At 70.9% G+C, this 23,719-nt stretch carries 16 protein-coding genes; 7 read left to right on the plus strand and 9 right to left on the minus strand.

The annotated features are described in order from the left end of the window. The coding region (locus tag ACTJJP_RS09215) for a helix-turn-helix domain-containing protein (protein ID WP_440774717.1) at positions 1–695 on the plus strand (695 nt) is incomplete at its 5' end. Positions 696–773: 78 nt separating this feature from the next. Here ACTJJP_RS09215 and ACTJJP_RS09220 read toward each other — a convergent pair. The 4 genes from ACTJJP_RS09220 to ACTJJP_RS09235 form a co-directional block, all read right to left on the minus strand. After that, on the minus strand, positions 774–1,745 hold the full coding sequence (locus tag ACTJJP_RS09220) for a DNA-methyltransferase (RefSeq protein WP_440774718.1): 972 nt from the start codon (positions 1,743–1,745) through the stop codon (positions 774–776). Next, positions 1,724–2,773, minus strand: a complete 1,050-nt coding sequence (locus tag ACTJJP_RS09225) for a lipoate--protein ligase family protein (RefSeq protein ID WP_440774719.1) — start codon at positions 2,771–2,773, stop codon at positions 1,724–1,726. Before ACTJJP_RS09225 ends, ACTJJP_RS09220 begins: the two co-directional genes overlap by 22 nt. A gap of 9 nt (positions 2,774–2,782) precedes the next feature. Then, positions 2,783–4,963, minus strand: coding sequence for an MMPL family transporter (locus ACTJJP_RS09230; RefSeq protein WP_440774720.1), 2,181 nt, complete (start codon positions 4,961–4,963; stop codon positions 2,783–2,785). A gap of 47 nt (positions 4,964–5,010) precedes the next feature. Continuing rightward, positions 5,011–8,358 (minus strand): family 16 glycoside hydrolase, encoded by a 3,348-nt coding sequence (locus tag ACTJJP_RS09235; RefSeq protein ID WP_440774721.1) that lies wholly within the window; start codon positions 8,356–8,358, stop codon positions 5,011–5,013. A gap of 466 nt (positions 8,359–8,824) precedes the next feature. Between ACTJJP_RS09235 and ACTJJP_RS09240 the strand changes: the two genes are divergently transcribed. Next, positions 8,825–9,445 (plus strand): hypothetical protein, encoded by a 621-nt coding sequence (locus ACTJJP_RS09240; RefSeq protein ID WP_440774722.1) that lies wholly within the window; start codon positions 8,825–8,827, stop codon positions 9,443–9,445. 55 nt (positions 9,446–9,500) lie between these two features. On the opposite strand, the gene ACTJJP_RS09245 is transcribed toward ACTJJP_RS09240, so the two are convergent. Then, positions 9,501–10,595: a DMT family transporter gene (locus tag ACTJJP_RS09245; RefSeq protein ID WP_440774723.1), complete on the minus strand. Its 1,095-nt coding sequence runs from the start codon at positions 10,593–10,595 to the stop codon at positions 9,501–9,503. A gap of 71 nt (positions 10,596–10,666) precedes the next feature. On the opposite strand from ACTJJP_RS09245, the gene ACTJJP_RS09250 reads away from it, so the two are divergent. After that, positions 10,667–11,563, plus strand: a complete 897-nt coding sequence (locus ACTJJP_RS09250) for a LysR family transcriptional regulator (protein ID WP_440774724.1) — start codon at positions 10,667–10,669, stop codon at positions 11,561–11,563. A gap of 250 nt (positions 11,564–11,813) precedes the next feature. Here the strand turns inward: ACTJJP_RS09250 and ACTJJP_RS09255 are convergent, their stop codons facing one another. The 3 genes from ACTJJP_RS09255 to tatA are packed head-to-tail and all read right to left on the minus strand — an operon-like array spanning position 11,814 to position 14,207. Continuing rightward, positions 11,814–13,391, minus strand: coding sequence for a DUF2079 domain-containing protein (locus ACTJJP_RS09255; RefSeq protein ID WP_440774725.1), 1,578 nt, complete (start codon positions 13,389–13,391; stop codon positions 11,814–11,816). Between the two features lie 60 nt (positions 13,392–13,451). Next, complete coding sequence (locus ACTJJP_RS09260) at positions 13,452–13,919, minus strand: twin-arginine translocase TatA/TatE family subunit (protein ID WP_440774726.1); 468 nt, start codon at positions 13,917–13,919, stop codon at positions 13,452–13,454. A gap of 48 nt (positions 13,920–13,967) precedes the next feature. Then, positions 13,968–14,207: a twin-arginine translocase TatA/TatE family subunit gene (gene tatA, locus ACTJJP_RS09265; RefSeq protein WP_440774727.1), complete on the minus strand. Its 240-nt coding sequence runs from the start codon at positions 14,205–14,207 to the stop codon at positions 13,968–13,970. Between the two features lie 422 nt (positions 14,208–14,629). Here tatA and ACTJJP_RS09270 point away from each other — a divergent pair, with 422 nt between their 5' ends. From ACTJJP_RS09270 to ACTJJP_RS09285, 4 genes are all read left to right on the plus strand, one after another. Next, complete coding sequence (locus tag ACTJJP_RS09270) at positions 14,630–18,175, plus strand: PQQ-dependent sugar dehydrogenase (RefSeq protein ID WP_440774728.1); 3,546 nt, start codon at positions 14,630–14,632, stop codon at positions 18,173–18,175. An 87-nt stretch (positions 18,176–18,262) separates the two neighbouring features. Beyond that, positions 18,263–19,291, plus strand: a complete 1,029-nt coding sequence (locus ACTJJP_RS09275; RefSeq protein ID WP_440774729.1) for a sugar phosphate isomerase/epimerase family protein — start codon at positions 18,263–18,265, stop codon at positions 19,289–19,291. Positions 19,292–19,308: 17 nt separating this feature from the next. Further along, positions 19,309–20,580 (plus strand): hypothetical protein, encoded by a 1,272-nt coding sequence (locus ACTJJP_RS09280; protein ID WP_440774730.1) that lies wholly within the window; start codon positions 19,309–19,311, stop codon positions 20,578–20,580. Positions 20,581–20,654: 74 nt separating this feature from the next. Beyond that, complete coding sequence (locus ACTJJP_RS09285; protein ID WP_440774731.1) at positions 20,655–21,815, plus strand: hypothetical protein; 1,161 nt, start codon at positions 20,655–20,657, stop codon at positions 21,813–21,815. 644 nt (positions 21,816–22,459) lie between these two features. Here the strand turns inward: ACTJJP_RS09285 and ACTJJP_RS09290 are convergent. Then, on the minus strand, positions 22,460–23,641 hold the full coding sequence (locus tag ACTJJP_RS09290) for an ROK family transcriptional regulator (RefSeq protein ID WP_183419329.1): 1,182 nt from the start codon (positions 23,639–23,641) through the stop codon (positions 22,460–22,462). Positions 23,642–23,719 lie beyond the last annotated feature (78 nt).

The raw sequence follows: 23,719 nt of genomic DNA on the forward strand, positions 1-23,719 counted from the left end.
TCGGTTGCCGCGCCGGATCCCGCTCGGAACGGGTCCACCCGTCAATCCCCACGCTCATCTCGGGCGGATCCGCCGTCTTCACACCTAGTCGCGTGCGGTTGAGCTGCTCCCGACCCACCGCGCGCATCGAGGTACACGCGCGTCTCCACGGAAGTGCAGGGGCGGATCAGGCTGAGGCGCTGCACCTCACCAACACTCCGCTCGCCAGCTGGACCTTTCTCTCCACCGCGGTGAACGCGTTGCTCAACGACGGCACCGACCCCCGGGCCCCCTCTTTCCCCCTGCTCCAGACGGCCTTCGAGCATCTCGCCTCGGCGGTGGTGTCCGAGCTCGCACCCGATGACGCCCCTCAGGGTGCGGGCAGCGCTGCCCGGAGATTGAAGGCGCGCGCCGAACGGGTCATGTACGACCGCGCCCATGATCCGGATTTCACCGTGGCCGAGCTGACCGGGATCCTCGGCGTCTCCCACAGCTACCTCGCGCGCGTCTACAGCGCATCAGGTACGACAGCGCATCGCCGCCTCGGCGAGATCCGAATGGGCCGGGCCATCGAACTGCTCCGGGTCGACCGCGACGACCCCGCTACGGTCGCCGCGCGGTCAGGCTTCTCGTCTACTCGCGCCCTGCGGCGCGCTCTGCGCGCGTCACCGCTCGCGGACGGCATCCGAACGGAACAATCGAGCCGAAGAGCGTGAGCCGAAGCCGCCCACCCTCGCCACGACAGCAGACGTCTCACCGGATCGGTGAACGACACGGAATCGGAGCACAGCGCCTCAGGACGTGAACGGACCCAGGCGCTTGTGCATGACCGCGACCGCGTCGGCGTTGTCGTCGATCAGGACGCTGTGCCGGCCGAGGGGCGCCGCGACCGCTCCGAGCGTGCCGCTGCCCGCGAACATGTCGAGCACGCGGTCGCCAGGTCGGCTCGAGGCCTGCACCATGCGACGCAGCACCCCCTCGGGCTTCTGCGTCGGATACCCGGTCTTCTCGCGGCCCGTGGTCGGCACGATCGTGTGCCACCAGACGTCGGTGGGGAGCTTGCCGCGCGCCGCCTTCTCGGCGGTCACGAGACCGGGGGCCATGTACGGCTCGCGGTCGACGGCATCCGAATCGAAGAAGTACGCGGCCGGGTTCTTCACGTACACGAGGATCGTCTCGTGCTTCGTGGGCCAGCGTCGCTTCGTCTTCGCGCCGTAGTCGTAGGCCCAGATCAGCTCGTTGAGGAACTTGTCCCGACCGAAGAGGGCGTCGCACATCACCTTCGCGTAATGCACCTCGCGATAGTCGAGGTGCAGGTAGAGGGTGCCGTCGTCGGCGAGCAGACGCCACGCCTCGATCAGCCGCGGCTCGAGGAAGCCCCAGTAGTCGTCGAAGCGGTCGTCATAGGTGCGCAGGTCGCCGCGCAGGCGCGCGTACTCGCGCCCGTGGAACCCGCGCTGCACCACGGGGGGCGGGGGCGGCTCCTCCTCGGGGAACGCGAGCATGTTCGGGTCGTCGACGGATGCCAGGGCCTCGGGCTCCGCGGCATCCGGGGTCTCATCGACCGGCGTCTGCCACGTCGCCGACTCGACGGCCTTGGAACGCGTGCGACCGGTGTTGAAGGGCGGGTCGAGGTAGACGAGGGCGAAGGAGCCGTCGGCGTACGCCGGAGTGACGGCCAGGTTGTCGGCGTGGTGGATCTCGACGCCGCCCGGCTCGGGGGCGTCGAGGGGGATCGCGGCGCTCACGGGACGCGCTGCAGCCACGCGTCGGTGGCGAACTTCGACTCCACGAGCGCCTCGGCCTCGGCGTACTCGTCGTCGGTGATGTGCCCCTCGGTCGCGCCGTACAGGGTCGTGAAGGTCTGGATGAAACGGTCGATGACCTGATCGCGCGGGAGTCCGGTCTGGCTGCGCAGGGGGTCGACGCGCTTGGCGGCGGAGACCGTGCCCTTGTCGCTGAGCTTCTCGCGGCCGATGCGCAGCACCTCGGTGAGCACCTGGCCGTCCATGTCGTAGCTGAGGGTCGCGTGGTGCAGCACGCCTCCGTTGGCGAGGCGCTTCTGCGCGGCACCGCCGATCTTGCCGTGGGGACCCGCGATGTCGTTGAGCGGCTGGTACACCGCGTCGATGCCGAGCGAGCGCAGCGCCTGCAGCACCCAGTCGTCGAGGAAGGCGTACGAATCGGCGAACGTCATCCCCGCGACGAGGGATGCCGGGACGTACAGCGAGTAGGTCACGATCGAGTTCGCGGCCATGAGCATCGCACCCCCGCCCGAGATGCGTCTCACGACGTCGAAGCCGTACTTGTCGGCACCGGCCGGGTCGACCTCGTTGCGCAACGACTGGAACGAGCCGATCACGACCGCGTTCTCGTTCCACTCCCACAGCCGCAGCGTGGGCTTTCGCAGCCCCGCGCCGACGCGGGTGGTCAGCACCTCGTCGAGGGCGAGATTCATGCGGGGCGAGACGGGGCGGTCGTGCACGACCTCCCACTCGAAATCGGCCCAGCCGGGGGCGGTGACGAGCGCGCGGCGGATCGCCGTGGCCACGGACTCGGGGGTGAATCCGAGCAGCTGCGCCCCCTCGGGGAGGGCCGCGCGGATCGCCGCCGCGATCGTGGGGACGTCGGACTCCACCGGGAGACCGTTCACGGCCTGATCGATGTCGTCGAGCGCGTCGTCGGGCTCGAGGAAGAAGTCGCCCGCGAGGTGGAACCCGTGGATGCGGCCTTCGCGCTCTTCGAGGTCGACGACGACCAACTTGCCGCCGGGGACCTTGTACTCGCCGTGCATGGGTCCAGCCTACGGCGGGGTCGCGGCCGCGAGGACGGGATCACCGGCCGGGGGCGTCGTCGACGCGGCGTCCGCCGATCGCCGCCGATCGGACGGTGCGCCCGGCCACCAGTTGGCGCGGCCGAGGAGGGTCATCAGCGACGGGAGGAGGAGCCCACGGACGACGGTGACGTCGAGCACCACCGCCACCACCATGCCGACGCCGATCTCCTTCATCGCCACCAGCTCGCCGACGGCGAAGCCGAGGAACACGATGCCGATGGCGGCGGCGGCGAGCGTCACGACGGGGGCGGTGCGGGCGATCCCGTCGCGCACCGCTTCGGCGTTGGCGGCGCGGGGGTCGAGCGAGAGGTCGCGGGCGCGCCACCGTTCGGTGATGCGGGCGAGCAGGAACACCTCGTAGTCCATCGTCAGCCCGAAGACGAGCAGACCGATCAACAGCGGCGTCGTGACGTCGAGGGTTCCCGTCGGCTCGAAGCCCAGCAGCGGCGCGCCCCACCCCCACCCGAAGACCGCGGTGAGGACGCCGAGCGTCGAGGCCACCGTGAGGGTGGCGAGGACGAGCGCCTTCACCGGCACCACCACCGAGCGGGTAAGGGCGAACAGCAGCGCGAAGCTCGTCACGGCGACGACGAGGACGGCCCAGGGCAGTCGCGCGAACAGATGGTCACGAGTGTCGATCAGCGAGGCGGCGGGTCCCGTGACGGCGATCGGCACCGACGAGTCGATCGCCCGCGCGGCTTCGACCAGCCGTTGCGCCGACGGACCCGTGGCCGTGGACTCCGAGGGGGTGAACTCCACCGCCGTGATCTCGGACGGCAGCCCCTGCACCATGTCGGCGTCGGCGACCTCGGGCAGAGCGGCGATCCGGTCGAGGATGTCGGTGACCGCGGCATCCTGGATCGATCCGTCGAGCACGACGGTGACGGGCTCGACCCCGATGCCGGTGAAGCCGGTCGTCGTCGCCTCGTACGCCCGTCGTTCCTCGGCGGCGGCGGGCAGGGCACGCACGCCCGAGTCGTCGAGGGCGACGGATGCCACGGGCGCGGCGAACAGCAGCATGAGCGCGGCCGCCGCGACGGCGGTGACACCCGGGCGACGCTGGGCGAGGCGTGTGGACGACACGAGCAGGCCGCCACGTCGTGACGTCCCTACCCAGGGGCGCGCCCACGTGCGCTCTCCCGCAGCGGGGAGCGCACGGTGCAAGAAAGACAGGGCGGCGGGGACGAACGTGAGCCCCGCGACGGTGGCGACCCCCACGACGATCACTCCGCCGAGGGCCATCCCCGAAAGGAGGGGATCGCCGAGGACCAGGATGCCCACGAGCGCCACGGCCACCGCCAGCCCCGAGACGAGCACGGCCCGACCTGCACCGGCGAGCGCGCGCGCGAGGATGTCGTCGATGACCGCGGCGGGGTCGGCGGCCTGCTCCTCGCGCACGCGGAGGACGACGAGCAGGCTGTAGTCGACCGCGAGCCCGAGACCCAGGATCGTGACGACGTTGACCGCGAACTCGTTGACGTCGACGACCAGCGCGAGAAGACCGAGGATCGCCAACGTCGGTGCGACCGCGGCCAGTGCGGCGAGCACGGGGATGAGCGCGATGCGCACCGACCCGAGCACGACGGTGAGCAGCACGACGAGGACGAGGATCGCGACCCCCTCCCCCGTGGCCGCGTCCGTGGCGGCGCGGTCGACGAAGGCCTCCTCGGCGAGGATCTCGCCGCCCACCAGCACTTCCGGAGCGGCGATCGAGTGCAGCAGCCCGGACACCTCGGATGCGACGGCGAGGGCATCGTCGTCGGGCAGTTCTCGCGAGAGTTCGACGACGACGAGCGAGGAGCGACCGTCGTCGCCGATGGCGCCTCCCGCGGTGTAGGCGTCGGTGACCTCGACGACCCCCGGAAGAGCTCGCAACGACGCCATGACGGCGGTCGCGCTGTCGCGGAGCCCCGGCGAGAAGAAGTCCTCACCCCGGATGACGGCGGTGACGATCTCCCCCTCCGGGTCGAGCGCATCCAGGCGGTCTCCGGTGCGGAGCGACTCGCTGCCGGCGGGCGCGTCGGCCACGGAGACCGTGCGATCGAAGGCGTCGCCGGCGAGGACGGCGCCCACGACGACGAACACCGCCCAGAGCGAGAGGACGAACAGACGGTGACGGCTGATGCGTCGGCCGAGCGAGGACAGCATGGGACACCTCCGGGACATGAGGAAGCGCCCTCNGGGCGCTGGGGGGATCAGCCGCAGCTCTTCGCCGCGTATGCGGCCGTGGCCGCACCGGTGCGACCGTCGCCGGTCGCCGCGACCGTCGCCTCACCGGCGGGGACCGACGCGGCGCGGGTGGTGAAGGTGTGGAACACCGTCGCCCCGGGCTGGACGGCGGGGATGACCCGCTCGCCCCAGGCGGTCGTGAGCGTCACGTCGACCGGAACGGTGTCGGCGTTGGTCGCGCGGACCGTCAGCGACGCCTTCTTCGCCATGCACCGCACCTCGGCGGAGGCGATCACCGCAAGGGGCGCAGGCTCGTCGATGTCCTTCACGCGGACGTTCCGGTACGACACCGCCTCTCCCCCGCCATGGTTCTGCACACCGACGAAGCCCCGCGAGATGTCGCGAGCGGGATCGGTGCTGACGAAGTCGTTTACCAACGTGCCGTTGAGGAAGACCTTGATGGTCTGCCCCTTCACGACGATCTCGTACGCGTTCCACGAACCGACGGGCTTGAGCGAAGCCTCGACCGCGGCGGCATCCGCTCCCTGGAAGGCGTAGATGGCGCCGGTGGTGCGGTCGGCGGCGTCGGTGGCGTCGATCTGGATCTCGTAGCCCTTGTTCACCGCGACCCACGGGTCGCCCTTCGGGTCGGGGAACCCGACGAACACGCCGCCGTTGTGGTCGGCGATGAGCTTCCAGTCCAGCTTGAGGCTGTAGTCGGAGAGCTGCTCCTTCGTGTACCAGAGCAGGCCGAGGCCACCCTCGCCGCGGATGCTGCAGTCGTTCTGGCGTCCGAATCCACCGGGACCGGCCATCCGCCAGCCCGCGTTAAGGCTGTCCAGAGTACCGTCGAACAGCGAGCGGTAGCCGTCTTCGACCTGCGTCGGCGCGCAGATGTCGGCGGTGCCGAGCGAGAGGACGTCGACGTTGATGTTGCCCTTGTTCCCCGACTCGTACTTCAGGGCGATGGTGTTCGCCCCGGCGATCAACGGCATGTCCCGTGTGAGCGTCGCCCACGTCTTCCAATCCCCGGTCGAGGGGAAGTCCCACTTCCCGAGGTTCTGGCCGTTGACGTACAGGTTCACGTCTTTGGTGCCGGGGGCCGGGTTGGGGCCGTTCGAGTAGCGGACGGTGACCGGGACGGTGCCCGCGGTCTCGGCGTTCACCGTGAACTCGAATGCGGATCCCGCCTGCCACATTCCGCCCGCGAAACCGGCGCCGGAATAGCCGCTGTGCTCGGAGTCGAACTTGGCGCCGCCGATGAGACGTGCCTCCTCAGCCTCGTACCACCCCTGATCGGCGGGCGAGACGTAGCCGGGCAGCGAGTTCAGCGTGTACCAGGCCTCGGTGCTCCACAGCTTCTCCCCGTTCGCGGCGGCGAACGGTTGCGGCGAACGCAGGTGCACGACGCGTCCCTGCTTCAGGCCGTCGAAGGTGACCGTGACGGTCTTGCGATCAGCGGATGCCGTGGCCCCGGTGACCGAGAGGATCTCCTCGTCGATCTTGGGACCGCCGTAGGTGGAGGTGGGCAGGTAGCGCCACTGCTCGGCACGGTACGCCGATGCGAGGTTCGCCACCGTCTCGTCCGACAGGGGCTGCGTGTACTCGATCTCGAAGCCGCCCTCGACGACCTTCATCGAGGTCATGTCGAAGGTGCCCTGCGTCGCCTTCGGAACCAGCTTCTGCAGACCGTAGGTGAGCTTGCCTGCTTCACCCCAGTTGCCGCCCTCACCGGTGCCGCCGATGTACAGCGACTTGTCGGGGCCCTCGATCACGCGGTTCACGCCCACCTCGAAGCCGGCCGAGTGGCGGAAGACCGCACCCTGGAACTCGCCGTCCACCTTCTCGAGGAAGGCGCGCTGCAGGCCGCCGTAGGTGACGTCGCCGAACATCATCTGGCCCGCGAAGGGGCCGTTCTCGATGAGGACCGGCGTGCTGGGCGAATTGCCGATCTCGTTCTGCGGGATCCAGACCGCCGGCGGGGTCACGGGGTTCTGATCGAACGGTCCCGCGGGGGTGGTGTAGTGGTTGAAGAAGCGATCCTGCTCGATGTGGACGAGCTTGTTGGAGGGCAGCCATGCACCCTGGTTGTCCATCGCGAACAACTCGCCCTCGGGGCCGAAGGCGACGCCGTTGGGCGTGCGCAGACCGCCGGCGACGTAGCTGATCGCACCTGTCGATCGGTTGATCTTCACCGAGGTCCCGCGGTTCTTCGCCGGTTGGGGGTTCGTTGTCGCGCCGCCGTTGTCGATGGCGACAGACAGGTTGACGTAGAAGTTCTCGTCGTCGTGGATCAGACCGAACGCGAACTCGTGGAAGTTGTTGCCTGAGGGGTACTCGGCGACCTTCCGCTTCGTCTCGTACGATCCGTCGCCGTTCGCGTCGCTGAGTTCGGAGAGCTGGTACCGCTCGGACACGTAGATCTTGTCGTCGATCACGTCGATGCCCATGGGGTTCTGCAGGCCGCCCGCGGCCTCGACGACCGTAACGTCCTCCGGTCCGTCGGCCGACTGCGCGCCCTTCAGCACGAAGACCTTGCCCGGCACCGAGGTGTCCCAGCCGCCCGAGTTGACCGACCCGGTGGTGAGCACGGCGAGGTCGCCGTTGCCGAGGAAGGCCAGACCCGACACCTTCGGGTTGAAGCCCTCGGGGCGCAGGTTCACCAGCGTGTAGTTCGGGTTCACGCCATCCAGTCGGAGTCCGTCGCCCGCGGAGTCGCTGCTGCCCTCGCAGTACTTCGTACCGGGGGCGGTCACGCGGACGACGCCCGCCTCGGTGGTAAGCACGCTGTCGGGGATCACCGTGAAGCTCGACGACCCGGGGGTCTTCCACTCCACAGTGAGCTGTTGGCCGTTGGTGGCCTCGAACATCTCCACAAACAGGTCGTGCACGCCCACGTCGAGCGTCGCCGTCCCCTCCACCGATTCGGCTCCGTGCAAGCCGTCGTTGTCGATGATCTGCGTTCCGTCGAGGGTCAGGCGCGAGCCGTCGTCGCTGGTCAGGCGGAACGCGTACTGGCCGGGCTGGCTGACCGTCAGGTTCGCCAAGGCGTGCGTGATGAAGTTGTCGGCCGCGCCGAACTGCTCGTCCGTTCGCCAGTCGATCGTCGACATGAGTTTGTCGACGTTGGGCGTCTGGCCCGACTTGAGCGTGCAGAGCTCGGTCAGCGGCGGCGTGGAATAGGTGCGCAGTGTCACGCCGGGCTCTTGCTTGGGAAGGTCCGCGGGGGTGTTGACGAACGGGGTGACGGCCGCGCCGGCGGGCACGATCGCTCCCGTCGCCACCAACGCTCCACCGAGAAGTCCGGCCGCGAGGATCCTCGCGACGCGGGTGCTGCGCCGGCGGGAGCCGGACAAGACAGCGGGTACGGGCATCGTTGCTCCTTTGAGTGATCGGCGGGGGCGGCGTCGACCGATGGGATCGCTCAGGTCGCCCCCGACCGTCGTCACTGTAGGAGACTTATGCCGATACGTCTACAAAACATGAACTATTTGCGTTACGTAATGTCGAACATCCGCGGTGCCGCGGCGCTCATCCCCCGCGGCTTCTCTGACGTTCGCCTCCAGAGGCCTGAATCACGCCTCTGCAGAGGGCTTTGCGCTGCGTCGGAGATCTGACACCTTTTGCTTGACCACGTTCGAAACGCGCACTATCGTCACACCTGATCCGCCAAGACAGACTCGTGACAGCGCCGCCACGAGGCTCCCCCGAGCCTGCGGTGGCCTCGCGAAGCGACGTCATCCCCGCGTTCACCGACCGGCCCGACGCCGGCCGTTTCTACCCATCCGCCGACACCCGTCGGCAGCGTCACCGTCTCGACGGTGGAAGAACGGAGCACCCATGACCCCCACCTCTCGACGCGGCCTCTCGGCTCGCCTCGGCGTCGCCGCCCTCGGCGTCGGCCTCCTCGCGGTCGTGGGCGGTGGCAGCGCATTCGCGGCGGACGAGGACACCGTCGACGTGAGCGTCGAGATCGCTCCCGATGCCGAACCCGGCGTCCTCGCGCTCACCGTCGCCACCGAGTCGGCCGTCCTGACCGAGGACGAGAGGTCGGGCACCAACCGCACCTTCTCGGGCACGTTGCCGACGGTGACGGTCACCGACACCCGCCGCGCCGAGGACGTCGACCCCGAGTCGTTCTGGTACGTCATGGGTTCCATCACCGACTTCGTCGGGAACGCCGGCCAGCCCGACATCGTCTCGGCCGACTCGTTCGGCTGGTACCCGTCGATCCTCACGGGCAACCCGGCGAGTGGCGATCAGGTCGTCGCCCCCGGCGACGACGTCGACCCCGGAACGGGCGGCTTCCTCGACGCCGAGCTGCTCGCGAGCGTCGACAGCGCGGCGGATGCCGCCGGGGGCACCTACGCGGCCACTGCGGGCCTGCTGTTGGAGACCCCCTCGTCCGTGACCCCCGGTGGGTACTCGGCCACGATCACGCTGACCCTGCTCCAGGGGTGAACCGTCCCGTCGCTTGCCGTCACATCGCGTCGACCGCGGCGGCAAGGCGACGGGATCAGCGCCGCGCAGAGCACCTGCCCCGGCAGGACCCGCAAGGTGCGCACCGCGACTCGGGCGGCGTCGCCGCTCGCACTGCCGCCGGGCCCATCAGAGCGGCGGTCCTGGTCGTCGACTCGACCCCGGCGACGCTAACCGGCGGGAACGACGTCGCCGCGCGACTCGGACGACGCATGCCCGATCCCGCCGTCGTCGACGCGGCGAGTCCGCGGCGGTGGCGACGCTCGATCGCCTGACCCGCGTAGGAGGCGGCGATGATGAGCACGGCCCCGGCGAGACCCGGCAGCCCCACGACCTCGCCGCCGATCGCCACACCGACGGCGAGCGCCCACACCGGCTCGGTGCCCATGAGAATGCTCGCGCGCGTCGCCGAGGTGCGCCGCACCGCCCACAGCTGCACCGCGAAAGCGAAGACCGAGCACAGCAGACCCAGGAACAGCACGTTCACCCACCCGGATGCCGTGAGGCGACCGACGGCCGCAGGAAGGTCGGCACCCGCCACGGCCGATGACGTCGCGGCGCACACGACGAGCTGCACGAGCACGACCGCGAGCGTGCTGTCGTGACGCCCACGGGTGAGACGCGCACTGGCCGTGACGTGGACGGCGCGCACCACCGCGGCGGCGATGACGAGCGCGTCGCCGACCGCGGGCGCGCGTAGGCCCCCGCCCGACACCAGGAGCGCGACCCCGACGACCGCGGCGACGGCGGCGACGAAGTACGACCGCGGGAGCCACGAGCGCGAGGCGATGCTCTCGAGCACGGGGGTGAACACGAGCGCGAGACTGATCAGCAGACCGGCATTCGTCGCCGAGGTGAGATGCACACCGGCGGTCTCGAGCCCGATCACCGCCGCCTGCGAGCACCCGAGGAGGGCTGCGATCGCGAGACCTCGGCCGCGCGGCATCCGTTCCCGTCGGATCAGGCAGACGACGCCGAGCGCCGTCGCGGCGACGATGAAGCGCAGGGCCACGGCGGAGGCGACGCCCACCTCTCCGGTCAGTTCCTTCGCGGAGAGGAAGCTCGCACCCCACACCGCCGCCACGGCGATCAGCAGCAGGTCGACGACGATCTCGGGTGGCCGGCGGGTCATGCGTCCACCGTCGCCCGTCCGAACCAGAAGAACAACGGGCATCTTATTCAATATCGCGTAAGTTCACACTTATGGATGCCGCTCACCTGCGCCTGCTCCGCGAGCTCGGCGACCGCGGGAGCGTCGCGGCCGTCGCCGCAGCCCTGCACATCTCGGCATCCGCCGTCTCCCAGCAGCTCGCGACCCTGCAAGCCCGCGTTCCCGTACCCCTCACCACGCGGCGCGGACGCGTCCTGACCCTGACCCCGGCGGGCGAGGCGCTGGCCGCGGCGGGAACCCGCGTCGACGAAGCGCTCGTCGCCGCGCGGGAGGCGGTGGGGGCGTTCCTCGAGAGCGACCGTCGGCCCGTGCGGGTGTCCGCGTTCCACAGCGCGGGGCTGACGCTTTTCGGGCCCCTGCTGCGAGAGCTCGACGGCATCCCCCCACTGCATCTGAGCGACGCCGATGTGGCCCACCGCGACTTCCCGGGGCTCACCGCCGACCACGACCTCGTCATCGCCCACCGCTTGGCGCACGACGCCCCCTGGCCGCGCGACCGCGTCGTGGCGACTCCCTTGCTCGAGGAACCCCTCGACATCGCGCTCCCGGCCGGGCATCCCCTCGCGCACCGCGAGGNCGCGGCCGACCTGCTCGATGAGCAGTGGGTGTCGGTGCACGAGGGATTTCCTCTCGCGGGCGTGCTCGATCATCTCGCCGCGCACCTCGGAAGGCCCCTGCGCATCGCGCACCGCATCAACGAGTTCTCGGTGACGGCCGAGGTCGTGCGCGCCGGAGCCGCGGTCGCCGTCATGCCGAGGACGACCACCATCCCCCTCGCGGTCGACGGCGTCGTCCTGCGCCCGCTCGCCGACCTCGAACTGGTGCGTCACGTCGACGCGCTCGCCCGCCCCGACACCCTCGCCTACGCCGCGGTGCGGCGCGTGCTGCAGGCACTGCGCGCGGTGGCGGCGGGGGCCGCGGCGCGGTAGCCACCCGACGCGGCGGCAGTGCGGCCGCTCGGTACGGCGCGCGGCGGTGCGGCTTCTCGTCACCGCTCAGCGGCGAGGCGGCTGCTCCGCACCCGGTCAGCGCGGTGGTCGCTCGGCACAGCGGGGCGGCGCGATGGCCGCTCCGCTCGGCGCACCGGCTACGCGGCGAGGCGGCTGCTCCGCACGGCGGGACAGCGCGGTGGCCGCTCGCTACAGCGGGGCGGCTGCCCGGTGAGGACGTCTCGCCGCGTCAGCGACAGGCGACCTGATACCCGTCAGCGTCGAAGACACCCGCGAACCCGGCACCCGGGAACAATCGCTGCCCGACGGCGAGGACATCGCCCCACTCTCCGGGCGTCCCCCCGGCGACGGTGTCGATGACGAGGCAATCGGGGACCGGGTTGTCGTTACCGATCCAGAACACCTCGTGATCGCTCGCCAGGTAGTTCATCAAGCCGATGTCGCTGACGACGCTCGCCCCCTGCGGCACGGCGGCGATCGCCGCCTGAGCGCTCGCCGCGCGCGGCGACGTCTCCCAGCTCGCTGCTTCGACGAGCGAGAAGAGCGGCAGGCCGGGCAGCAGCACGACCGCCGCCGTGACCGCGATCGCGGGAGCCTGTCGGACGTAGGCGCGCATCCACGCCCAGCGCGAGGAGCGCGCGCGCTCGATGGCATCCAGGAGCGCGACGAGGACGATCGGGATCAGCACAGCGCTGTAGTGCCACGTGGGCGCCCAGTAGCCGGTGTTGGTCGAGAGGAAGCGCCAGGCCAGAGTCGGAAGCAGCAGGAGCGCCATCGGCGAGCGCAGCACGAGCCCGGCGGAACAGGCGAGGATGAGCGCGAGCGTCTCGCCCTTCGCCGGGGCGAAGAGGGCAGCCGGGTCGGCGAAGATGCCGAGCGGGTCGGCCTTGTCGGCGTAGGCCCACTCGCCGCCGGGGTTCAGCGCCGGCAGCACGATCATCGTCGCGACGACGAACCAGGTCACGCCCCACGCCGCCAGGCCCGCTCCCAGGCCCACGCCCGAGGAGAGGAACCGGCGGGTCGCGGGCGCCGCCGCGGACCCCCCGCTCGCAGGGGTGTCGGTCACCGAGGGGATGCCGTGTCCCCGCCACGCGACGAAGACGATGAGCAGCCCGAGTGCGACCACGGTGAGTCCGAGGTCCTCTTTCACGAAGACCAGCGGGGCACCCCAGAGGCACGCCGCCCGCCACCGGCGATCGAGAACGGCGACGAGGCTGAGGGTCAGGGGCGGGACGGCCACCGCGATCTCGTGGAACTGCGCGTCGGCGGCGTACTGCAGACCCCACGCGAAGCCGAACGCCAGGCCGAGGGCCACCGCGGGCGTCGTCCCCAGACGGGCCCGCGCCGCTCGGGTGAAGACGGCCGCGGCGAGCGCGAAGCACGCTGCCTGGATGACGAGCAGGGTGAAGGCGGACGGGAAGAGGGCGTAGACCGGCGCCAGCGCCGCGAGCAGCGGGTGGAAGTGGTCGCCGAGCAGGTTGTAGCCGTCGCCTTTGATGGAGACGATGGGCGGCTGGAGCGCCGCGTACCGCGAGAGCAGCTGGGTGAAGATGCCGAGGTCCCACGAGCGGGCGGTGAACTGCGCCCACTGCTGCGCCGCGAAGAGGACGTAACCCGTGAAGACGACGGCGAAGACGGCGACGGGGGCCGCCCAGGCGCGGCGGTCGTTCCACACGCGCGTCGCCCACGTCGTCGCGCCGGTCGGGGCCGAGGACCGGTCGGGCGTCCGGGCCGTGGCGGACGCGTCCGGCACCGACGGGGCACCGGCGGGGTCACCCGAGGTAGCGGGCGCGGACGTCTGGGGCATGCGCCCCATCATCGCCTACCACCGCATCGTCGGTCGAAGACTCGAGGCCGCGGCCGCCGGTCAGGTCGCTGGGGAGGAGCCGTCCCGACCCGCCTCGGAAGCCGGTTCCGCCCGCGGCGCGGGATGGACAGGGGGCGTCGACGGGGAACCCGACGCGGCTGCCGCCTCGGGGTCGAGCCCTGAGGGCATGACCTCGGCGCTCGACGCGGGCCCGCCCGACTCGACAGCGTTCCGCGGACCCGTCGTCGCCGCAGGCGCCGGTCCGGCGTCGGGCTCGGCGAGAAGCGCCTCCCTGATGATGCGACGCGGATCGTATCGACGCGGGTCGAGGCGCTGCCAGTCGACGTCGGCGACCTCGGGACCGAGTTCTTCCCGAACCCGGTCCTGCGCGGTGCGTGCCATGCGTCGCACCTGCTGGATCGTGCGGCGCAGCGACTCCGCAGCTGCCGGAAGGCGCTCCGGCCCGATGATCATGACGGCGATCAGGCCGATGAGCAGGAGTTTCTCGATCGTCAGACCGAAGGTCACGGGGCCGCCCTCCGCGTCGCGGCGGAGCCGTGGGGAGGCATCGCCGCGTCAGCGCGACGGAGGCGTGTCGGCCGCGAAGCCGTCGACACGCGCATCTGCGACGCCCGGGGCGGGAGTAGGAGCGCCCGAGGCGGCATCCTCTTCCTTCATCGCCTTGATCTCGCCGCGGAACACGCGGGCCGACTTGCCCACGCTCTGCGCGAGCGCCGGGAGCTTGGCCGCGCCGAACAGCAGCAGGATCACCGCCAGCACGATCAGCAGATGCCATCCGGTCAGTCCATGGAGCATGGGGCCTCCTCGGCCGTGCCGACGTCGTTGCCGGCGGTGGGTGTCGGCGCGGGGGACGCACCGTCGGCGATGCTAGTCCGCGACGAGTTCGATTCACAAGCTCCGCGTCGTGCGTGCTTTTGTTGGTTGCTAATTACGCACCTTTTGATTGACCTATGGAAAAACATCGGTCAGGATGACCAACGAGCGACATCGCCGACCGTGCGACCGACTCATCCCCCTGAGGCTCGACCGAGAACCGCCCCGTAGAGGCGGCGATCGGCGATCCATTCCGAACTCGATGAAGAGCGGAGGAGCGTACCCGCGTGTGGCCGACCGCCACCGCACGATGAGCCCGGGCCGCCACGTAACAGTCGTTGAGACCGACCGTGTGGCGACCCGGTGAAAACAACTCGCACGCATTCACAGGAGCTGTATTCACGATGAACTCTACTTCTCGGCATCCGGCCGTCAGGGCCCGGTTGACGGCGGTCCTCGCGGCCACCGCACTGGGCCTGGGCGCCATCGCCGCGGCCCCCGCCCCCGCCTTCGCACACGAGGGGCACGACCACGGGACCGACCCCGTCGTCACCGACCCCGGTGACGACCACGGCGACCCCACCGATCCCGGCACCCCCGATCCCGGTGACACCGGCGAAGACGGCGGCGCCCTCGACTGGAGCAACTACGAGCGCGTCCTGCTCACGAAGAACGTGGGCGAGCCGATCGACCTCGCGGTGCTCCCCGACAAGCGCGTCCTGCACACCGCCCGCAACGGCGACGTGCGCCTCACCGACCCCGCCACGGGTGTCACGCGCGTCACCAACACCCTCGACGTCTACGCGAACTCCGAGGACGGCCTGCAGACGGTCGCCCTCGACCCCGACTTCGAGAACAACAACTGGGTGTACCTCGTCTACTCGCCGCGCGACGCGGACGGTGACGGCGTGGCCGACACCCCCACCGGCAACGCGCCCAACACGCTGCCCGCCGGCGCCGACGAGTCCTACTGGGACCAGTGGGTGGGCGTGAACCGCCTCTCGCGCTACCAGTGGACCGGCGACCAGCTCGACCTCTCCACCGAGCAGGTCGTCCTCGACGTCGAAGTCCAGCGCGGGCAGTGCTGCCACGTGGGCGCCGACATCGGCTTCGACGGCGACGGCAACCTCTATCTGAGCACGGGCGACAACACCCCGGCATCCACCCCGGGCGCCAACGGCTTCGCGCCCAACAACGACGCCCCCGGGTTCAACCCCGGGTTCGACTCGCGTCGCGGCGCCGGCAACACCAACGACCTCCGCGGCAAGATCCTGCGCATCCACGTCGAGGACGACGGCACGTACACGATCCCCGAGGGCAACCTGTTCGCCCCCGGCACCGAGCTCACCCGCCCGGAGATCTTCGTGATGGGCGTGCGCAACCCGTTCCGCATCGAGGTCGACATCGAGACCAACTCGCTGTCTTGGGGCGACTACGGCCCCGACGCGACCAAGGCCGTCGCCGCCACCGCGGGCCGCGGCCCGATGGGCCTGGTGGAGTGGAACGCCATCAGCCTCGACGAGCCGCAGAACGCCGGCTGGCCCTACGTGCACGCCGACAACCAGGCGTACAACGACTGGGACTTCGCCACGGCGACGCCGGGCGCGTTCTTCGACCCGCAGAACCTCAAGAACGAGTCGCGCTGGAACACCGGTCTCACCGACCTGCCGCCCGCGCAGCCCGCGACCATCTGGTACGGCGACAACCCCGGTGACCAGCCGTGGGACGAGCTGGTGAACTTCGGCGCCGGCTCCGGCCAGGGCCCGATGGGCGGACCCGTCTACCACTACGACGAGTCGAACCCCTCGACCACGAAGCTCCCCCGCCACTGGGACGGCAAGGCGTTCATGGGCGAGTTCTCGCAGGACTACATCGCCGCCTTCACGCTCGACTGGGACGCCTTCGAGGTCACCGACATCGAGGACTTCCTGCCGAACGCCGCGCTGAGCACGCTCGGTCAGCCGACGCACGACAACCCCATGGACATGGAGATCGGGCCCGACGGCTCGATGTACGTGCTCGACTACGGTGACGGCTTCTTCCGAGCCAACCCGGATGCCGGGCTCTACCGCATCGACTACGTCGCCGGCAACAAGTCGCCGCAGGCGCGCTTCACCGCCACGCCCACCTCGTCGTCGCAGGCTCCCCTCACGGTGCAGTTCGACGCCGCCGCATCCACCGACCCCGACGGCGACGCCCTCACCTACGAGTGGGACTTCGACGGCAACGGCACCTTCGACGCCACCGGCGCGACCGCCTCGTACACCTACACGGAGCTCGGCAACTACACCGCCCGCCTGCGGGTCTCGGACACCGGCGGACGCTTCGGCCTGACCTCGCGCACCATCTCGGTGGGCAACCAGGCACCCGAGGTCACGGTGGAGTTCCCCGGTAACGGCGCGTTCTTCGACTGGGGCCAGGCCATCCCGTTCAAGGTGACCACCTCGGATGCCGAAGACGGCACCGCCACCGACTGCGCCCGCGTGACGTGGACCTACGGTCTCGGCCATGACGAGCACGCCCACCCCGAGGTCTCGGGCACGGGCTGCACCGGCGTCTTCCGCACCGACCCGAACTCGCCCGAGCACGGCCCCGGCGCCCTGCTCTACGGCGCGGTCGTGGTCACCTACTCGGACCGGGGCGCCAACGGCCTGCCCGCCGCCACGGGTGAGGCGACCGTTCGCCTGAACCCGAAGCTGCAGCAGGCGGAGCACGCCATCCGCCGCCAGGGTGTCGCCACCTACGCCGACACCGACGCCTCGGGCGGCAACGCCATCCGCGGCCTCGGCCAGGGCGACTTCCTCGCCTTCGACCCGGTGAACTTCGCCGGGATCGACGGGGCGATCGTCCGGGCCACCGGTGCGGGCGAGGTCCAGCTGCGCTGGGGCGCCGTCGACGCCGCACCCTTCGCCACGGCGAAGATCCCCGGCGGCAACGGGTGGAAGGACGTGCAGGTCGCGTTCGACGCCCCCGAGGGCACCGGCGCGCTCTACGTCACCTCGGGCGACGAGCTCGCCGTCGACTCGCTGACCATGGTCGGCGACGGCGTGGGCGACGTGACGCCTCCCACGGTGGCGCACACCCTGGCCCCCGCCGCCCCGACGGGTGTCGGCGGCGTGTTCAACGAGCCGGTCCGCTTCTCGGTGCAGGCCGCCGACAACGGCACGCTCGCCAGCGTCCAGTACTCGCGCGACAACGGCGCGACCTGGACCAACCTCGCCGCGAACCAGCAGTACGGCGTGACGTTCGACCAGAACGGCACGTACGACCTCCGCTACCGGGCCACCGACACCGGCGGCAACGTGTCGGAGCTGGGTGCGGTGTCGTTCACGATCGACCTCGACGCTCCCAACGAGCCGACGGTCGACACGCGGACGATGGTCACGCTCGCGTCCCCGCGCGTCACCTACGGCGCCCCCGGCGACGTGACGGTGTCGGTGCGCGGCGAGGGCGGCGCACCCACGGGTGAGGTCGTGCTGACGGTGGGCGAGAACGAGATCGCCCGCGGAACGCTGGATGCCGACGGCAACGCCGTCATCGCCCTGCCCGCCGATCTGCCGGTCGGCACGCACACCCTGCGGGCCACCTACGGCGCCGACGAGACCTTCAAGGGCTCGGCCGGCATCGGTCGCCTCACCGTGTCGCAAGCGCGCTCGACGACCACGGTCGCCGTCTCGCCCACGCCGGTGAAGCCCGCCGTGGCGGCCGTCGCCACGGTCCAGGTGGTCTCGTCGACGGGCATCGTCCCGACCGGGGATGCCACAGTCACGATCCGCCGCAACAACGCGGTCGTGGCCACCCTCACCGGAACGCTCGGCGCGGACGGCACCGTCCAGGTGACCCTGCCCAAGCTCAGCACGGTGGGTGCCTACCAGGTGCAGGCCTCCTACACCGGATCGACGGGCATCGCGAAGAGCAGCGGCAGCACCAGCCTGACCGTCCAGAAGTAACACCCCGGTGGGGGTCGCGCAGCTGCGGCCCCCACCACACCCTCGGCCGTCCCCGGCCTCGGGGCGGACCCACCTCGAAGGAGAGTCATGAGTCACCACCACGACCACGCGCACCCCACGGTGCCGGATCGGCCCATGAGCCGTCGCACGCTGCTGAAGGCCCTGGCGGCATCGTCCGTCGCCGTCGGCATCGGCGCCGCCGCCATGCCCGCCGCAGCCTCCGCGTCCACCGGCTTCGGCGCCCGCGCCGCGGCAGCCGCTCCCCCGGTCAGCGCCGGCAAGCGCCTCGTGCCGGTCAACCGCATCGGCATCCAGCTGTTCACCGTCCGCGACAAGGTCAGCTCGCTGGGCTTCCGCGCGGTGTTCGAGGAGCTCGCGAACATCGGCTACTCGGAGATCGAGTTCGCCGGGTACACCCAGGGCCAGGTCGGCGCGATCACCCCGCAGCAGATCCGTCAGCTGCTCGACGACAACGGCCTGCGCGCGACCGGGGCACACGTCAACCTGAACCCGAACAACATCGACCAGCAGCTCGAGATCGCGAACGTGCTCGGAATGCCCCACCTCGGCCAGGGCGGTCCCATCGCCGGCGGCTACGGCGGACCCATCGCCAAGGACGCCTGGATGCAGGCGATCGGCACGTGGAACCAGATGGGCGAGAAGGGACGAGCCGCAGGCATCAAGCTCTACCTCCACAACCACGCCCAGGAGTGGGGCTACACCACCGACACCCAGGAGCGCGTTTACGACCTGTACTGGCAGCACCTGAACCCCGAGACGGTGTTCTTCGAGATGGACGTCTACTGGGCGCACGTCGGGAAGCACCTGTACCCGGGCTTCGAGCCGATCGACTACATCAAGCGCGACCCGCGACGCTTCCCGATCCTGCACCTCAAGGACGGGAAGCTGAACCCGAACAGCCCCAACGGCTACGACATCGTCGAGTTCGGCGCCGGGAACATCGACTACACGGCGTTCCTGTCGCAGTTGCGCGACCGCGGCCAGCGGTTCGGCATGTTCGAGCAGGACAACGCCGCTACGGTGCCGGTCAACCCCGGCGACTCGCTGGCGAACGCCGACCGCAGCTACGACAACATCGCAGCCCTGCGCGGCTGAGCGACGAGGAAGATCAGATGAACAAGATCACCAAACTCACCACCGTCGGCCTCCTCGTCATCGGGGGCAGCGTCGTCGCCGTCCCCGCGTACGCGGCCGACCTCACCTGCACCGACGACCTCGGCAGCCAGACCGTCTCGGGCAACCTGCTGGTCCCCAGCGGCGCGGACTGCGTCCTGGGCGGCGCGACCGTCGAGGGCGACATCGTCGTGGAGGAGGGCGGATGGCTGGATGCCACCTCCGTCACCGTCACGGGAGACGTCATCGCCACCGATGCCTACGGCGTCTCGCTCGACGGAACCAGCGTCGAGGGCGACATCAGCGCCTACTCGGTCGACACCACCGTGGGCTTCCTCTACGTCAACGACCTGCTCGTCGGCGGCTCGGTCGAGGCCGGCGGTATCGACGTGGAGGTCGTCGACAGCGCGATCACCGGCTCGCTGCTCACGCAGCAGGCCAACTACGTCGACGTCGTGCGCACCTCGGTGGGAGGCGACGTGTCGGTCGACCGCTCCGGCTGGGGCGTGTCGATGACCGGTGCGGTCGTCCAGGGCGACGTCACCGTGAGCGGCAGCTCGCGCGACGTGCTGATCGGCGCCACCGCCGACGGCGGCAGCGACGCGTTCGCCAACACCATCGGCGGCGGCCTGTCGCTGACGGGCAACTCGGCCAACCTGCGCGTGGCGAACACCACCGTGTACGGCGCCGTGGCGCTCGATGCGAACACCCCCGCCGCCGTGTTCGGCGCCGGTGTCCGCGCGGGTTCGACGACGGGCGATTACACCGGCGAGGCGCCGACCGCGCCGCCGACCGGCGACCAGTCGATCGCCGTGACCGTGCCCGAGCAGGGTTCGGGTGAGCTGACGTGGGCGATCGAGGGCACGTCGCGCCTCGTCGACCTCGGGGTGGCCGAGCAGGAGCTCGACCACTTCCACGCCGAGGGCGAGATCATCCCGATCCGCATCCAGGACACCCGCGCCGGCAACCCCGGATGGTCGCTGACCGCCCAGGTGTCGGACTTCACCGCCGGTGGCGAGCAGGTGTCGAGCAAGTACCTCGGCTGGACGCCCGAAGTGCTCGAGAACGGCGGTGACGCCGTCGCCGGTGCACCCGTCCCCTCGGGCTTCGACGAGGGCGAGGGCCTGTCGGTCGCTCGCACCCTCGCGTCGGCCGACGAGGGCCACGCACGTGGCAGCTCGCTCGTGGGCGCCGACCTGGATCTCAAGCTCCCGCTCGAGACCCCCCGCGGCACCTACACCGCGACCGTGACGCTGACCGCCCTCAGCTGATCCCACCCGCCGGGGTCGTGCTCCCTCACGGAGCGCGGCCCCGGCGGACCTCCCTCGAACCGAAAGCCACGCCCATGTCCCAGGCGATCACCTCACCCGTCCGTCTCCTCCTTTCCCTTCTCACCGCTCTCGCCCTTCTGCTGGGCACGCCGATCGCCGCCTCGGCGGCCGCCGCCGCCCCTTCCGCCGACACCACGGTGACGTGGAGCGTCAAGCCCGCCGACACCGCGCAGGGCCGCGACCGCCCCAACTACGCCTACGACCTGCAGCCGGGCGGCACGGTGGGCGACGCACTCTACGTCGCGAACCGCAGCCCGCAGCCGATCACGCTCTCGGTCTACGCCGCCGACGGCTTCCTCACCGAGGACGGCTCGCTCGACATCCTCGCCGGGGGCGTGGCATCCACGGACCTCGGCAGCTGGGTGCAGGTCGAAACGCCCGAGCTCACCCTCGACAGCGGCGCGAGCGCCGAGGTCCCCTTCGTCATCACCGTGCCCGCCGACGCTCCCCCGGGCGACTACGCCGCGGGCGTGGTGGCATCCATGCGGGTCACCGCCGACAACGGCACCATCACCGAGCGACGCCTCGGCTCCCGCGTGCACCTGCGCGTGCAGGGCGACCTCGCGCCCGCGCTGACCGTGGGTGACGTCGTCGTCGACTACCACGGCACGGCCAGCCCGATCGAGTCGGGCTCGGCGACCGTCACCTACACCCTCACCAACACCGGCAACACGCGTCTCGACCCCGCCGTCGACGTCGCCCTCGGCGGCCCCTTCGGCCTCGCGGGCGTGACCGCCGCCGACGACGCCCCGGAACTGCTGCCGGGGAGCACCCTGCAGCGCACGGTCGAGGTCGCCGGAGTCGTTCCGCTCGGTCTCCTCACCGCCGAGGTGACCGCGACCTCGCAGGTCGTCTCGCGGACCCTCGCGGGCGCCGAGCCCTCGGCCCTCGATCCGCTCGTGTCGGAGGGGTCCGCGGCCACGGCCGCGATGCCGTGGACGGCGCTCGCGATCCTTCTCGTCCTCGCGCTGTTCGTCGCCTGGCGCATCGTCGCCGCCCGCCGGCGCAAGGCCGCCCACGCGCGGGAGCTCGCCGCCGCGGTGGCCGCGGCTCGGGCGGAGGGAGCGCCGGGCGTCGACGCCGAGCGCGAGACGGTTCCCGTAGGTGGTGCGACCGTCTCCGAACCGTGGGCGGACCCCTCCGGCGCCGAGGGAGATACCCCCCGCCGGCCCTGAGACCCGCTCGCGGCGTGGAGAGGGACACTCCACGCCGCGAGCGATGGACGACGCCCGTCGTGCTGCGGCACGGCGGGCGTTCCGCGTGGGTGCCGCTGCGGCACGGGGAGTCGCAGAAGGGCGCGGTGCGCACAGCCCCCTATCCGGGTCGTGCCAGCAGGGTGCCGATCTGCGAGGAACGGCACCCTGACGGTGTCCTCACTGCGCGACGTGCGGGGAACAGTCGCACGCGGACCCACCCATGGGTCGGCGAGCCCTCGCTCGGACACAACGCAGGAGATCCGTCCCGGACGCGGCGCTCACGCGCGTTCGAGTCGCTCTGCCGCGCACATCTCCTGCGTCGTGTCGCGGGACCCACCCCGGAGCGTCGACCCGCCCCGGAGCGTCGACCCACGTCGATCCGCGGGAGTTCTGCCCCACTCGACGGCCGCGAGCCGCCTGCCCCGAGCGGCGACGTGCACGCCGACGGGCCGAGCACGCCGACGGGCGGTCCGCAACGAAGGGGCGATGCGCGACGCGCCGGGCCGGCGGCATCCCGGTTCGGCGTGTCACCGCAACGACGCGGCGGGGGACGCGACAACCGGCGTGTCACCGCAACGACCCGCCGTTGTGCAGGCGGGAGCGCATCGCGCCCAGGCGCGGGGTCAGGCCCGCAGGAACGCGGCGTTCAGCGACTCCGGAGCGAGCGCGTGCTCGACGGCGAGCATGCTCGCACCGATGACCGCGGCGTTCTCGGCCGCGACGGACTGCACGATCGAGAGGTACTCGGTGGCCAGGGGCGTGGAGCGGGTGTAGACGACCTCGCGCACGCCCGCGATCAGGTGCTCGCCGACCCGCGCCATCGAGCCGCCGATGGCGATGACCGACGGGTTCATGAGGCTGACGCACGTCGTGAGCACTTCGCCGATGTCGCGACCGGCCTGGCGCACGGCCTGGATCGCGTCGATGTTGCCGCGCTTGACCAGATCGACGACGTCGGATCCGGTGTGCGCCTCGATCCCCTGCGCGCGCAGGGCGCGGGCGATGGCGGGACCGGATGCCAGAGCCTCGAGGCATCCGCGATTGCCGCACTGGCACGGGATGTCGGCGCCGCGCGCGACCTGCACGTGGCCGATGTCGCCGGCGATGCCCTGGGCGCCGCGCTGCAGGCGTCCGTCGGAGATGATGCCGGTGCCGATGCCGGTGGCGACCTTGACGAACATGAAGTGCTCGACCGCGGGCCAGGCGACGCTGCGTTCGCCCAGCGCCATGATGTTGACGTCGTTGTCGACGAGCACGGGCACCGGCATGTGGCGGTTGATCCAGCCGGGGATGTCGAAGCGATCCCAGCCGGGCATGATCGGGGGGTTCACGGGCTGCCCGGTGGAGTGCTCGACGGGTCCAGGGACGCCGATGCCCATGGCCGCGACGTCGGAGGCCGAGCGTCCCGACTCGGTGAGCAGGGCGGATGCCGTCTCGACGAGCCAGGTGAGCACCGGCTCGGGGCCGAGGGCGATGTCGATCTCGCCGGTCTTCTCCGAGAGCACCTTGCCCGTGAGATCGGCGATGGCGACCGTGCCGTGCGAGGCACCGAGGTCGACGGCGACGACGACCTTCGCGGCGGGGTTGATCGCGAACTGCGACGGAGGGCGACCGCCGGTGGACACGGCGTCGGCGACGGGGGTGATCAGACCCATCCGCATGAGCTCGTCGACGCGCACGGCGACGGTGGACCGCGCCAAGCCGGTGGACTTGGCCAGTTCCGCGCGGGTGCGCGGGACCCCGTCTCGCAGCAGCTGGAACAACTGGCTCACGCCGTTGACCGACTGCACGGAATCTGTCGTCATCCTCTTCACGCCCTCAGTACACCATTAGTTGACATGTGTTCGATCCACATGCCGAAGGCGGCTACGCACATTACGCAG

It is taken from the genome of Microbacterium sp. 22296 (genome assembly GCF_052045385.1).
GTDB lineage: Bacteria > Actinomycetota > Actinomycetes > Actinomycetales > Microbacteriaceae > Microbacterium.